14 protein-coding genes and 1 other annotated feature are annotated in these 14,502 nt (G+C 42.4%); of the genes, 7 read left to right on the top strand and 7 right to left on the bottom strand.

What is annotated here, in order from left to right; all coding sequences use genetic code 11:
- Window positions 1–102: 102 nt before the first annotated feature.
- The 5 genes from ald to LM917_RS06655 all read left to right on the top strand — a co-directional run bounded on the left by ald (window position 103) and on the right by LM917_RS06655 (window position 6,294).
- Complete coding sequence (gene ald, locus LM917_RS06635) at window positions 103–1,230, top strand: alanine dehydrogenase (protein ID WP_232696702.1); 1,128 nt, start codon at window positions 103–105, stop codon at window positions 1,228–1,230.
- A 484-nt stretch (window positions 1,231–1,714) separates the two neighbouring features.
- Window positions 1,715–2,800 carry a quinone-dependent dihydroorotate dehydrogenase gene (locus LM917_RS06640; RefSeq protein ID WP_232696703.1) on the top strand — a complete coding sequence of 362 codons (1,086 nt, stop codon included), beginning with the start codon at window positions 1,715–1,717 and terminating at the stop codon, window positions 2,798–2,800.
- A 141-nt stretch (window positions 2,801–2,941) separates the two neighbouring features.
- A complete protein-coding gene (gene panE, locus LM917_RS06645; protein ID WP_232696704.1) occupies window positions 2,942–3,871 on the top strand; it encodes a 2-dehydropantoate 2-reductase in 930 nt (309 codons plus the stop codon).
- Window positions 3,872–3,993: 122 nt separating this feature from the next.
- A complete protein-coding gene (locus tag LM917_RS06650) occupies window positions 3,994–4,932 on the top strand; it encodes a 4-hydroxy-3-methylbut-2-enyl diphosphate reductase (protein ID WP_232696705.1) in 939 nt (312 codons plus the stop codon).
- 153 nt (window positions 4,933–5,085) lie between these two features.
- Window positions 5,086–6,294, top strand: a complete 1,209-nt coding sequence (locus LM917_RS06655; protein ID WP_232696706.1) for an MFS transporter — start codon at window positions 5,086–5,088, stop codon at window positions 6,292–6,294.
- A gap of 92 nt (window positions 6,295–6,386) precedes the next feature.
- On the opposite strand, the gene LM917_RS06660 is transcribed toward LM917_RS06655, so the two are convergent.
- A complete protein-coding gene (locus LM917_RS06660; protein WP_232696862.1) occupies window positions 6,387–6,719 on the bottom strand; it encodes a spore coat protein in 333 nt (110 codons plus the stop codon).
- Between the two features lie 79 nt (window positions 6,720–6,798).
- On the bottom strand, window positions 6,799–7,098 hold the full coding sequence (locus LM917_RS06665) for a ferritin family protein (RefSeq protein WP_232696707.1): 300 nt from the start codon (window positions 7,096–7,098) through the stop codon (window positions 6,799–6,801).
- Between the two features lie 344 nt (window positions 7,099–7,442).
- Between LM917_RS06665 and LM917_RS06670 the strand changes: the two genes are divergently transcribed.
- Together LM917_RS06670 and LM917_RS06675 are read left to right on the top strand one after the other, a co-directional pair.
- Window positions 7,443–8,204: a class I SAM-dependent methyltransferase gene (locus tag LM917_RS06670; protein ID WP_232696708.1), complete on the top strand. Its 762-nt coding sequence runs from the start codon at window positions 7,443–7,445 to the stop codon at window positions 8,202–8,204.
- Between the two features lie 381 nt (window positions 8,205–8,585).
- Window positions 8,586–8,930, top strand: a complete 345-nt coding sequence (locus tag LM917_RS06675; protein WP_232696709.1) for a hypothetical protein — start codon at window positions 8,586–8,588, stop codon at window positions 8,928–8,930.
- Window positions 8,931–9,050: 120 nt separating this feature from the next.
- On the opposite strand, the gene LM917_RS06680 is transcribed toward LM917_RS06675, so the two are convergent.
- The 5 genes from LM917_RS06680 to LM917_RS06700 form a co-directional block, all read right to left on the bottom strand.
- A complete protein-coding gene (locus tag LM917_RS06680; RefSeq protein ID WP_232696710.1) occupies window positions 9,051–9,860 on the bottom strand; it encodes an isopentenyl transferase family protein in 810 nt (269 codons plus the stop codon).
- A gap of 65 nt (window positions 9,861–9,925) precedes the next feature.
- On the bottom strand, window positions 9,926–10,768 hold the full coding sequence (gene proC, locus LM917_RS06685) for a pyrroline-5-carboxylate reductase (protein ID WP_232696711.1): 843 nt from the start codon (window positions 10,766–10,768) through the stop codon (window positions 9,926–9,928).
- Between the two features lie 15 nt (window positions 10,769–10,783).
- Window positions 10,784–12,058 carry a glutamate-5-semialdehyde dehydrogenase gene (locus LM917_RS06690; protein ID WP_232696712.1) on the bottom strand — a complete coding sequence of 425 codons (1,275 nt, stop codon included), beginning with the start codon at window positions 12,056–12,058 and terminating at the stop codon, window positions 10,784–10,786.
- A gap of 30 nt (window positions 12,059–12,088) precedes the next feature.
- A complete protein-coding gene (proB, locus tag LM917_RS06695; RefSeq protein ID WP_232696713.1) occupies window positions 12,089–13,231 on the bottom strand; it encodes a glutamate 5-kinase in 1,143 nt (380 codons plus the stop codon).
- A 137-nt stretch (window positions 13,232–13,368) separates the two neighbouring features.
- Window positions 13,369–13,643 (bottom strand) — a binding site (T-box leader).
- 82 nt (window positions 13,644–13,725) lie between these two features.
- Entirely contained in the window at window positions 13,726–14,409 is a 684-nt protein-coding gene (locus LM917_RS06700; protein WP_232696714.1) for a hypothetical protein, read from the bottom strand.
- Window positions 14,410–14,502: the final 93 nt, after the last annotated feature.

A 14,502-nucleotide genomic window follows, 5' to 3' on the forward strand; every position in this document is an offset into this window, starting at 1 on the left:
AGTCAACAATTTCTCAAAAAAATCACTAATTTTGCTTGAAGCGAATCGCTGTTACACTAAAAAAAGGAAGATATTAGCGGTGCATTTTAAGGAGGAATAGTCATGATAATTGGAATTCCAAAAGAGGTTAAAAACAACGAAAATCGCGTCGCAATTACACCTGCAGGCGTTACAGCTTTGGTGCAAAATGGACATGAAGTATTGATAGAAACAACCGCTGGAATTGGAAGCGGTTTCACCGATAAAGAATATGAAGCAGTGGGAGCAAAGATTGTTCCAACAGCAAGTGACGCCTGGAATGCAAACATGGTTATGAAGGTAAAAGAGCCACTTTCTTCTGAATACGGTTACTTCCGTGAAGGACAAATTCTTTTCACGTACCTGCACTTAGCGCCAGAACCAGAGCTGACGAAAGCACTTGTGGATAAAAAAGTAATCGCTATTGCCTACGAAACCATTCAAATGCCAAATGGCTCCTTGCCACTTTTAATGCCAATGTCTGAAGTTGCGGGACGAATGTCTGTTCAAATCGGAGCTCAGTTCCTGGAGAAGCCATACGGTGGTAAAGGTGTGTTACTTGGTGGCGTACCGGGCGTTCCAAAAGGCGAGGTAGTAATTGTCGGTGGTGGTATCGTTGGGACGAATGCAGCTAAGATGGCATTAGGATTAGGTGCAAATGTTACAATTTTAGATATCAGTGCAGATCGTCTACGCCAGCTAGATGATCAGTTCGATGGACGTATTCATACGCTTATTTCCAATAGCTTTAACATTGCCAACGCAGTGAAAAAAGCTGATTTGCTAGTGGGAGCTGTATTAATTCCTGGAGCACGCGCCCCTCGTTTGGTAACAGAAGAAATGGTAAAATCGATGTCTCCTGGTTCTGTAATCGTAGACGTAGCGATCGACCAAGGTGGTTCGATTGAAACCGTCGATCGCATTACTACCCATGATCAACCAACTTACGAGAAACATGGCGTTATCCACTATTCAGTAGCCAACATGCCTGGAGCAGTAGCGCGTACTTCTACGCTTGCACTAACGAACGTAACGGTGCCGTACGCTGTCCAATTAGCTAACAAGGGTTATCTGGATGCCATCAGAAGCAATGCTGCTTTGGCGAAAGGTGTGAACGTTATTAACGGTCACGTAACGTTCAAGGCGGTTGCCGAAGCGCACAATTTGCCATACAGTGAGCTGGAAGAAGCATTATTGGTAAGCAGTAAATAAGAGAATATGATGCTGTAAGGTGCCATACTTTTTGTCAAAAGGTATGGCATTTTTTTATAGGATTGCTTCTTCTGCTAACAGCTTCGGTGAAAAAACAATAACAATAACAATAACAATAACAATAACAATAACAATAACAATAACAACACCAACAGCCTGCAAAAACCAGCTTCTCTTTTCACAAAGAGCGTCTTGGCGAAGCCCGACCCAGCGGAGCACTATTCATCGGGAGTAAGAAGCGAACCCCAGCAAGTCTTACAGTGAATACATCGTTGTGAGCTTCCCCGAGGAATAGTGCGGAGCGGACAGTCCGACCCCTTGCGGGGCGAAGACTTTTAGCGAAGGGTGAAAAGAGAAGCTGGTTTTCTCCACTATGGTAGGAAGAGGACGATCTTTTTTATGCATTCTTTCTATCCAAACAAGAATGTTTATGGTATTCTCAAATATTGAGAACAGAATATGCGTTAGGAGTGGAGAGGCAACTATGTATAAGCACCTGAAAAAATGGGTATTCAAAATGGACCCTGAGAAGGCACACGAGAATGCAATCATGGGACTAAAGCTTGCAGATAGCGTACCTTTAGGAAACAAAGTACTAGACTCTCTGTACGGCTATAAGAATCCCCATTTGGCTAACAAGGTTTGGGATATTGTATTCCCTAATCCAGTGGGACTAGCTGCTGGATTTGACAAAAACGCAGAAGTATATCGACCGCTTGCTCATGTTGGTTTTGGACATGTAGAAGTAGGAACGATAACTCCGTTGGCTCAGCCAGGTAATGACAAACCACGCCTCTTTCGTTTAGTTGAAGATGATGCCATTATTAACCGTATGGGTTTTAATAACTCCGGTACTCAGATTGTAGCCAAAAATCTTGCTCACTACCAAGATACGGCGATGCCAGTAGGTATTAACATCGGGAAAAACAAGCTAACACCTAATGAAAAAGCCGCTAGTGACTATGAAAAATGCTTGGAAGCTTTGTATCCCTACGGTCATTACTTTGGAATTAATGTAAGCTCACCTAACACTCCTAACTTACGTGACTTGCAACAAGTAGACAGCTTGCGCCATTTACTTCGTACCATCCGTCAAAAGGCAGATGAACTGGAGAAAAACGGAGCAAAAAGAAAGCCGATTTTGCTAAAAGTAGCGCCTGATATGTCTGATGAACAGATGAAGGACGTCGTACAAGTTGCTCTGGAAGAAGGCATGGACGGATTAATCGCTACGAACACTACACTATCCAGAGAACATGTTACAAATCGCCAACTGGCGGAACAGACAGGTGGTCTGAGTGGACCAATGTTGTTCCCGCGAGCACTGGAAGTTGTGCGTGATATTTATCAGGAAGTGGGCGATAAGCTGCCGATCATCGGAGTGGGCGGTATTTTTACCGGTGATGACGCTTATCGTATGATGCGCGCTGGAGCAAGTATGGTTCAAATCTATACGAGTATGATCTATATCGGACCAGGAGCTCCTGGCGAGATTAATGCACGTTTGTATCAGTTGATGAAACAGGATGGATTTGATAAGGTCAGCCAAATTATTGGTGCAGATCGCTAGAAAGACTGTAAGTTTCAACCCTTTGCCATTGTGCGGTAAAGGGTTGTTTTTCATTAGTACCAGCGGCTACAATGAAACGTAATACTAACAGGCGAAACTGGCATGTTCTAATTCGAGGAAATGGGAAACGGGGGCTAAGTGATGAGAATTCTAATGGTTGGTGCTGGGGCGGTTGGAGGCTATTATGGAGGGCGCTTATTGGAAGCAAAGAAAGATATCACATTTTTAGTGCGTTCAGGACGGAAGAAACAGCTTGAAGCGAGAGGCCTTCGCATCGAAAGCGTGCATGGTGACGCTACGCTTACCCCACTATTATTAGTGGCTGGTGAAAATTCAGAAGCTTTTGATTTGATTATACTATCACCCAAAGCGTATCATCTCGATCAAATCATGGAGGATATGGCTCCATATGTGGGAGAAGAGACCCTGATTATGCCGTTGTTAAATGGAATGGCACATATGGAACGCTTGCAACAACGTTTCGGAGCAGATCGGGTGTTGGGAGGGCTTTGTTTTATTGAATCCACGCTAAATCAAGAGGGAGATGTCATTCAGACCAGTAAAGTACACCGTCTGGCATATGGGGAATGGAATGGTGGGACATCAGAACGTGTTCAGAAAATACAGGAGTTTTTTGCGGATGCCAATGCGCAATTTGATCTTTCGGAACAGATTCAGACAGAAGCATGGCATAAATATCTGTACATCACTACATTATCTGGTATCACTACCTTAATGAAATCATCAGTAGGACCTATTAAGGAAGCACCCAATGGAATGGAATTGGTTGAACAGTTGTTTCGGGAATGTATAGCGGTTATGGAGGCAGTGGATGCTCCGATCGCTTCAGATATTTTGGAAAAGTGGATGGTAACATTTGAGAAGCAGGGCTATAAAACAAAATCATCTATGCTTCGCGACATGGAAAAAGGATTATATGTAGAGGCGGATCACTTGCAAGGTTATCTGCTTAAACTGGCTAAGGAGCAAGAAGTTGAGACACCGCTACTTAGAATCGTCTACAACAATCTAAAAATATATGAAGAAAATCTGGTATCTGCCAAGCTCTAAAAAAAGGTAGGGCACAGGTTCTATTTATACGGACCAGAGTATTTTACATTCTGACCCGTTAACAAAAGCGAATTGCCTTTAACTAGTGTATAATAAGTGACGTAAAGGAGGTCGATTCGTTAATGGAAGTAGTAAAAATTTCGCCTCGTGGCTATTGCTATGGCGTGGTTGATGCAATGGTACTCTCAATTAAAACAGCAAAAGACCAGAATCTACCCCGCCCTATCTATATTTTGGGCATGATTGTGCATAATTCTCATGTAACAGATGCCTTTGATAAAGAAGGAATCATTACGCTGGATGGTGAAGATCGTCTTGCGCTTTTAGATAAAATAGATCACGGAACAGTAATTTTCACTGCGCACGGTGTTTCGCCGGAAGTGCGTAAAAAAGCTAGAGAGAAAGGGCTAACCGTAGTAGATGCTACATGCCCTGATGTCACCAAAACACATGATTTGATTGAGCAAAAAGTGAAGGAAGGCTATCAAGTACTTTATATTGGTAAAAAGAGCCATCCTGAGCCAGAGGGTGCAATTGGAATTGCCCCTGACAAGGTTCATCTAATCAACAGTCTGGACGATGTTGATGCTTTGCAGATTCCAAAGGATAAGGTTATCGTAACGAATCAAACGACGATGAGCCAATGGGATGTTAAGCACTTGATGGATGCGATTAAAGAAAAATACCCGACTGTGGAAGTTCACAATGAGATTTGTATGGCAACTCAAGTGAGACAAGAAGCAGTAGCCAATCGATCTGGTGAGGCAGAGCTTACTATCGTGGTTGGTGACCCTCGCAGTAACAATTCAAATCGATTGGCGCAGGTGTCAGAAGAGATTGCAGGGGTACCTGCCTATCGAATTTCTGACCTTTCTGAGCTGGATTTGGAATGGTTGAAAGGGAAAAAACGGGTGTCAGTTACTTCTGGTGCCTCAACGCCAACCCCGCTGACCAAAGAGGTTATTTCATTCCTGGAACAGTATGAGGAGAGTAATCCGGCTACCTGGGAGAAAAAACGTACGGTTAATTTTAATAAGTTGCTGCCAACGGTTAAAGACTAGAAGGAAGCAGCTGACCTAGATAACAGTAACAGCTTCTTCGAGTGGATGGAAACATTCCTCGACGGGAGCTGTTCTTTCTGGGTGGTGAGTAAAAGAGAGGTCGTACCAGAGGCATATGATACTAATTGATTATAAGCAGAAGGGACACTACATATGAGTAGCCAAGAAAATCAGACAGCTATATCTGGACAAAACCCTGCAAATGTTTATTTTGCATTAAGTGGCCTATATCTTTTTTTGTATTATTCAATGGGAGCGTATTCACCATTATTAACGGAATATTTTAATGGAATTGGTTTTTCTGGTACACAAATTGGAATACTTGCCTCGATTACACCCGTCGTGTCACTATTGCTGCAGCCTGTCTGGGGGATTGTTTGTGACCGATTTCAAATACGTAAAAAGGTACTGTTGTTAAATTTAATGCTAGCTGCCCTTGCACTCTTGGCATTTACGGCAGTGACTAGCTATGCATGGGTATTTTTCTTTATTACCGTATTTTCCATTTTTCAATGTGCAGTGGTGCCCATCTCAGACAGTTTGACATTAAGCTATACGACCAAACGTAAAATGCAATTTGGCAATATTCGACTGTGGGGAGCTGTTGGATTCTCCATCGCTGCTTTTTTTACGGCACTGGCTGTTGATCGATTTGGACCATCTGCTATTTTTTACAGTGCTTCTGCTACGTTTTTAATTGCCATTCTCTTCCTGTTCAAGATTCCAGATGAGAAAGTGGAGAACAGGGGAATCGTCACCCCAGGTTTTAAAGGTGCAGGAGAGTTATTACGTATACCACGTTATTCCCTATTCTTAGTGAGTGCTTTTTTTATGTATGGATCGATTAATGCGCACAATACCTGGTTTAATATCTACTATCAACATATCGGAGGGGAGCTAGCCTCCTTAGGATTTGCATTCCTTCTGTTTGCTGGTAGTGAAGTGCCAGCTATGAAGATGGCGTACCGATTTATAAATCGATTGGGACTTGAGAAAACCTTACTCTTGGCATGTACCATCTCCGCTTGTAGATGGCTGTTTTATGGTACTGCCCCTAGCACTACGGTTATTCTTGGCTTCTTCTTCTTGCAAGGCCTCTCTGTCGGATTATTCCTGGCAACAGCAGCACAATTCGTACGAGAAAACACACCAGTCAATCTGCAAGTTACTGCCTTGGCAGTGTTTTCCTCGATAGGAATAGGATTAGGTTCCATGTTTGCTAATTTCTTTGCAGGAGTCATCATGGATAATTTTGGAATTTTATATACGTACACATTTTTCGGGGTAGCTACGTCTATTGGTGTTATACCACTATTATTAATCTGCTATGGACCATTTCGGAATAAGAAACCTATGATGTAAACGGTATAAAATAGTATTGCCCATAACAAGTAAAAGGCTTTCGCATAATGATTGATTGCGAAAGCCTTTTACTTTAATTAGATCGGGTTTCTTTAGTGTGAGTAAGGGAATTGCGTGGAGTATCCGCTAAACTGTTGATAGGCTTGCTGTAATTTTTGCTGGTCTTCTGCCTCCAGTTTGTACCATCCTTTTTGGAACATCTGATTATATAGTTCGCGAGCAGAATCCTGCGTTTCGGTAAGTAATTGCATATAAGTCTGGTGAAGCTGGTCGTGGCTAGCTTCCCATGCCGCAATGTTCAAGCCTTCAGCGAGATATTTACAGGTAGCCAAGGCATCGTTTAGAAAATCTCGATCATTCATTTCCGGCCCTTTTACTTTTGGTACGTCAGTAGATTGCGGATTAGCAATTTGTTTATTCTGCATACCAGCTTGACCTTGTCCTTGATTTCCTGGGTGATGGAATGTATGTGTCATAATCTATTTTCCTCCTTTCACTTCTTCTTTATTGTTGTTTAGGTGGTGCAGGGATGGTTGCCATTACACTATTATTATCGTTGGTAAGATGGTGTAAAAGAGTGTTGTAATGCTTCTGATGCATAGAGCCTACTTGATTGAGTAGCTGTTTTGTCTCAGGGTTCTTGGCATGCTCAGCATAAAAGTGGAATTTCTTAAAAGCATCAAGCTCCCATGACATAGCATCTTTTAGATAACTGAGATCTTTGGTGGTAATGACTTGTGGTGGAGTCGGAATGGGGGGTTGCTGTTGAAGCATATCATTTATGGAGCCAACGTTTGTCTGCATGATAGAACTTCCTCCTTTTTCATGTGCGATCGTAGGGCATGGTGTCTTGAGTAGGATTTGCATAGGGGCAAATTTTCATGCGTTATTCGTTTCATTGTTCATAATGATAATGGGAGACACCTCATTTAGAGAGAATAAAAGGATTTACCCTCACATCGTTCCAGTATTAAAAAAAAGAGAGTTGTTGTATAATGTTTTTATAATTTATTGAAAGCGAGGGATTCACTATGACAGTCAGCTCTTTCCATTCATCAATTAAATTCGAGGTACGGAAGGATTAATTAATAGTAGAGATTTCTTTTTATTAAAAATCTTCCGTACATAAAAATGGAGGAAGAAAAAATATGTTTAGTTATTACAGTACACTTTGTACCGAACTCTATGATTTTACAAAACCTGTGGGATATTCTCTAAGCGGTGATATTGAATATTATCAAGAACGTTTAAAAACTTGTGAGGGACGTATTCTTGAAGCGGCAGTTGGTTCAGGGCGTTTTCTTATTCCACTTCTTGAGGCTGGATATACAATTGATGGAATTGATTATTCTCCTGAAATGTTGAAATCTTGTCGTGAACGTTGTGATGAACGCGGATTAAAACCTAATTTATATGAAGGTAAGTTACAGAATTTTTCATTGCCATTTAATTATGGAGCGATTATTATTCCTACTGGTTCCTTTTGTTTGATCGAAAATCGAGAAGACTCCCTAGACGCATTGAAATGTTTTTATAAACATCTTGTTCCAGGTGGACGCTTGATTGTTGACCTACAATTACCTCATGATTGGAAGACAGGAAAAATTACTACTTCAACTTTTTCTCTACCTAATGGGGATGGAATCACGTTGGAGAGCAAATCGATTGAAATGGATTGGCTCAATCAATTTACTGTATCCTATTTAAAATATGAGAAATGGCGCCAAGGAAAATTGATTCAAACCGAGTTACAACGTTTTGCATTGCGTTGGTATGGAATTGAGGAATTTAAACTTATTTTAGAAAATATCGGCTTCTCTGATATTACATGCTCTGCTGATTATGTTTACGAGAAACTACCGTCGAATGCGGATCAAATCATTACTTTTGAAGCCATACGAAAGCGATAATGTCAGAAAGCTGTTGTCACTATACGACAACAGCTTTCTTTGGGTACGCCCAGGGAACTCCACATGGATTACATATGATATTTGATTGCCAGCGAAGCGAGGGGTCCATTCCTAAACTGCCCTAGCAACCAGACCTCCATCAAACGAATGTAAAATGGATTTTGCTTCAGGAACTTGATGAGATTGTGTTATTCCCTCATATCGCTTCCTATATTCGTACGTATGCCGAAAATAGAAGTAAATGTATTGAGTTGATTGAAGAGAGGCTGCTTGATGAGCCGATAAGAGAAAGATAGACAATAGTAATAATAGTTGCAATAATTATGATAAAGTTTTCGGTAATGTTTTTCTACTTCTTAACAGGATGGGAGGATGTAGTAGATGGAAAAATCGATATCTTGTCACAAATGTTATGAAGAGATTACATATAAAGAGGATTTAGTAACCGCAGTGAAATTCTTTACTGTTGTCCCCTATCATACAGACTGCTTTGCAATTGATAGTTACAGATCCTTCAGGGGTTTAGGTCCACTAAATGGTTTTAGGGGGATTATTGTAATTGCAATAGCATGTTTGTTTATTGTGACTTCATTAGTTGAGGTGGTAAATGGAGATCTCTCTTTTCTTTCGATTGTTATATTTTGGCTCCTCTTAGTCTATGCCATAATCTATTCATATTGGAAATACGAAAGGCATCTGAAAGAATTACCAGATCAATATTATTAATTTATTCATCTTCCATATGCGAGAGACATCTGAAATTACGTATCCAGATAACAAATACCAACGCTTTAATCCTGCATACTACGTGATCAAAGCATTGGTATTGGTATTTGTCTTTTTATTTTACCCGTTTATTTTGATTCCACTTACATAAATATCAATACTAGCTGGAGCAATAAACAGGAAATACTCCAGGTCCTGCTGTAGCTGATGTTGTAACTCAACTAGCTGAGGACGTAACTTTTCGCCAAGATTAGCTTGTAAGGTCAGAGTGATCTGTAAGGTAGGCAGTGATTCAAACCCGTATAAAACCTTGTTGACCTTAGCTACTACGGAATGGCGAAGACAGGTTTGTTGTACCAGTTTTCGCAGAACCTGCTCATGAATTTGTATATGTCCACCTGAAAAGGAAGGCTGTACTACCGTGGTATCGCCAAGTCCAGCTTTCTTTGTAGAAAACATCTGCCATGCAGAGTCGACAATTCGTTTAAATAAATCTTTTTCCACCTCAACACGGGGGATGGGAATGGTATGCTGTCCCATTGTTTCACGGATGTAGCGAGCCGCTTCTATTTCTTTCTGAGGCTTAATGGATTCAATGGGAATGAACTCAACTACATCAGGTAGCTCCAGAGCTTCTACGATCCTTCTAATCATGCGAGTAGAGGTTCCTAACACCAATAATCGTTTAATTGGTAATTTGCTCAGGATTCCTTTAACTTCTTCTGCATGCTCAGGAAATAGGAAGATAGCTCTTTTTACTGCCCGGATTTTGGTTTTTTCATACTTGGCCGAATAACCGGCAACCTTGTGTCCTTCGTAGATCAGGATACCATCGTCGATGATAGCGTCAATCTCTCGTTCTTTGGCAACCTTTAATGCACTCGAACTTTTTCCTGTTCCACTCGGACCAAATAATGCATATACTTGCAACGATTTTCACCCCTCGTCCTTCACCGTAGATTCAGTATATCACGAGTTGAGGGGGAAGAGAGGAGCTATCGATAAACAGCTCCCAGCTCCTTCGAGCGTTCAGTTGCACGTAAGATAGCTTTGGTAATAGCTTGCTTAAAATCATAGGATTCCAGTACCTCGAGGGCGGCTTGTGTTGTACCGCCTGGACTGGTTATCTTTTTGCGCAGGATCTCAGGATCCTCGTCGGATGCAAGTAACATCTGTGCTGCTCCTAGGAGTGTCTGTACGGTTAGTTGGCGGGAGACCTCTTTGGTTAGTCCAGCTTTCTGCCCAGCACCCTCCATCGCTTCCACCAGATAATAGACATAAGCAGGACCGCTTCCAGATAGTCCAGTGATGATATCCAATTCTTCTTCAGGAACGAGGCATACACTACCGATCGATTGGAAAAATCGTGTGGCAATCTCTACATGCTCATCTGTAGCGAATTTTCCACGTGCTATGCCTGTTGCAGACAAGCCGATTGCTGAAGAGGTATTTGGCATCGTTCTGATAATTGGACAGTCTACACCAAGCCAGTCTTGCAGTGCAGAAAGTGGCACTCCAGCTATAACGGAAATGACCAGATGGTGAGGCTTCACCAGACCACGCAGACTATTGCAGGCATCAGCAACATCTTTTGGTTTCATCGCCAGAAATATAATATCTGACTCTGCAAGCATCGCAGATAAATCACGAATTGGTGTTACGCCATATGTTATCTGTAAGAAAGTAAGTCGCTCGTTATTGGAATGATTGGTTACATAAATATTGGGCGCAAGGAGCAGTTTCTGCTTGATCATTCCGTTTAGCAATGCTTCAGCAATGGAGCCTGCTCCCAGAAAACTTGCCCGAAAGTCCTTCTGTAGTTGCTGATCTATTTTCACGGGAGATTCTCCTTTCTACTTGCGGATTTGTCCTGTACCTTGAACAAGATATTTGATAGAAGTAAGAGCAGGAAGACCCATTGGTCCACGTGCGTGTAATTTTTGTGTGCTAATACCGATCTCAGCTCCGAAACCGAATTCGCCGCCATCTGTAAAACGAGTGGATGCATTGTGGTAAACAGCAGCAGCATCAACAGCTTGCAGGAAGCGGGTAGCATTCTCTTGCTTCTCAGTCAAAATGCATTCAGAATGCTTCGTGCCATATGTTGCGATATGATCAAGTGCCCCATTTAGATCAGCTACTGTCCGAACAGCAAGCACGAGATCGAGGAATTCCACTTGGAAATCTTCCTCTGTTGCAGGAACCATTTTGTCCTGAAGAGATGGATAGGCAGCCATTGTTTGCTCACATGCCCGAAGCTCCACACCTGCATCTAGGAGAGAAGAGAGCAGATGCTCTGCTTGAGGATACTCCCTATGAATCAGCAATGTCTCCAAGGCGTTGCAAACGGCAGGACGACTCATTTTGGCATTGGTAACAATCGCTTCAGCCATCCTCTCATTAGCAGACTGATCGATAAAAATGTGGCAATTTCCTACGCCTGTTTCAATTACAGGAACGACAGAATTTTTTACGACCCGATTAATTAATGCTGCACCACCGCGAGGAATAATTACATCGATGATGCCATGCAAACGGCACATCACATCTACAGCTTCCCGATCTTCTGTTGCGAGATATTGAATTGCTTCGTACGGTAAGCCTAGTTTTTTCATGGCATTCTGGATACTTGCAGCCAAAGCCAGATTAGATCGTGTCGTAGAGGCACTACCACGAAGAACGACAGCATTTCCTGTTTTGAGGGCAATCGCTGCGGCATCTACCGTTACGTTCGGACGTGCTTCATAGATAATGCCTACAACCCCTAAAGGTACGCGAACTGATTTGATTGATAGCCCGTCTTTTTGCACCCACTCCGCAGTAGTCTCTCCCACTGGATCAGTTAGTGTGGCCAAATCTTCTAGACTTTGAGCAAGTCCCCGAATTCGCTCCGGATTCAGCTTGAGACGGTCAAGCATGCTTGCAGGCTGTCCGTTTTCTCTGGCAGTCGCCACATCCTTTTCATTTTCCGCCAGCAAATATGCTTCGTCAGTTAACAGTTGATCCTTGATGGCAAGTAACGCCTGGTTCTTCTGATCGCTGGTTAATAGACCTAATGTTCTTGAGGCAAGCTGTGCTTTTTTTGCCTGATTGGTAACCAGTTCCTGAACGGTCATGTTTTGATTCATGAAATTTCCTCCTCCTTGTATACGAATCATTTATTGTGTATGAAATGAAGGGAGAGAGACCCAATGATCACGATTGATCGCTTCTCCAGACGGTTTTTCTGTTTTTGGTTCCTGCCCATTATCTAGCAGCAGGACACGCATCTCTTCACTCGACATTCGAGAAACACCACGCCCGATCAATCCTTCCGGGCCATATACTTCTACAACGTCTCCGGTGTGAAAATCTCCTTCCGTACCAATGATACCGGCAAGGAGCAAGCTGCTGTGACGATGCAGGAGAGCATGAGCAGCACCTACGTCTACATGTAAACGTCCTGCAATTGCAGAGTGGAGGGCAATCCACTGCTTTTGCGTGGAGACTTGTTCCTTTCGTGCTGTTAGGGTGCTAGGATCGGTACATCCAATATAGGTACCTTCTCCGTTACCACTAATAACCTGAAGCAGACTCTTTTGATTGCTTAATCGACCAATGAAGCTTTTGGTTCCTACTTTGAGAACTGTTTCTGCGGCAATTACTTTAGACTGCATGCCACCTGTGCCAAGCGATGAGCCGGAACCGCCTGCTACTGCTTTGATTTCATCTGTGATGGTCTCAACCATGTCGTATCGTTTTGCTTCTGGATTGTTACGTGGATCACGATCATAGATGCCATCAGTATCTGTCAAAATGATATATAAATCCGCATGGAGCATACCGGCAACCAGTGCGCCTAGCATATCATTATCACCAAAGGTAAGTTCTGTAACAGAAACGGTATCATTCTCGTTGATGATGGGAGTAATCCCTCTGGCAAGTAAGAGAGACATGGTTTGAAACGCATGTCGATACCGTTCCTGATTGGAAAAGTCATCCCGTGTGAGTAAGATTTGGGCAATTTTGTATTGATGTGTGGCAAATCTTGCTGAATAGTTTTCCATAAGGATACTTTGCCCAATAGCAGCTGCAGCTTGCTTGGCAACGACGGTACGGGGTCGCTGTTCATAGCCAAGAAGACGATATCCACTTGCTACAGCACCGGAAGAAACAAGAACGACTTCATGTCCTTCATTTCTGAGAGCGGCAATTGCATCGACTAGTAATGACATTTTTTCCGGATCATTGCCTCCATGCTTTTTGGAGAGTGAGCTACTTCCTACTTTCACAACAATACGCATTTTTCCATTCTGACTCATGTTGGTATGCACTCCTTTATCTCTATACAACAAAACGGTCATAACCGTTTTGTTAGACCGCAAGCGGTAACATCCCAATTTTGTGAAAAACGTCGAGACGTTTTTCACAAAAAAAAGCCTTCCGTCCTATGCCAGAGCATAAGGACGAAAGACTGTGCTTTCGCGGTACCACCTTATTTAGAAGAACACGAACCCATATCTTATTTATGCGGGTGCGATCTTCTCACTTTTCACTCCTAAGCTACATAGACGGAGCGCTTTCCTTGATAACAGGGGAAAGAATCCTGTCCAGGTCATCCCTGGCTGCTCGGGGACGGGTTCAAGCCATTTCGCATACGCAATCTTCCAGCCAATGGATTGCGTTCTCTGTAAGCAGAAAGCGGACTTTACTATTTCCCTTCAGTGCGTTAAAGTTTATCGATTTATTACACATTATGCTTGCTAGTGAAGGTAAATGTCAAGGCATCTTCTTTTCCTTTTTTCATAAAGGAAAATTATAAGATTTTTGGGATACGTTTGGTGATTTGGTACAACCCTGTCTTTCTATCTCGCTCAAGCTTATAGGTAATGGTTTGTGCAGAACGTCCTCCGTTTTCCGTCACGATGGCAACTAGACCCGATTCCTCGAGAGTTAATTTGGTATTTTCAGGAGTAATCATGACAGGTTTGTGATGGCTATTTAAGGAAAGATATACTTTGTCATCAATAATTTTGGTATCTAAATGATTGTAAAGAGAGACAGCAAGTGAACGATTCCAATAATTTTCAATGTGAGCCAATATTTTATCGCGTGTATCGTACATCTCCGGCAATTGCCGATAGAGAATTGCATCGTCCTGTACTTCTTTACTCCCTAGCGTGCTGGCTGCAGCATACTGTAAGTCATGAACGACGTGTTCAGCTTGAGTTAAAAAAATAACAACATCCTGCTTGTTCCCTTCCATATGCTGAAGGGGGATAGATGGAGCTGCTTTTTCTGCTGTTACCTTCGCTTTGTGATCGGTTTTTTTGGTTCCTGTTACTTTTCCTCCTGTTGCTTTGTTTGTCGTGGATTTTGCCACTTGCTCTGTTTTTTTTGCTCCGTCCGTGCCTTTAGCGGATTGATCTGCCTTCTTCCCGCCGCCACAGCCTGTTATTGCTACTAGCAGAGCCATGATCAGCAACCATCTATTCTTCATGCGGGTCCCTCCATCAAAATGTGCATTCTATGAAGTAGTGTTTGTTAAAATGGGCGTTTTACTCTATTAGTCTTTTTAAGTATTTACAAATTC

Source organism: Brevibacillus daliensis (assembly GCF_021245735.1).
GTDB lineage: Bacteria > Bacillota > Bacilli > Brevibacillales > Brevibacillaceae > Brevibacillus_B > Brevibacillus_B daliensis.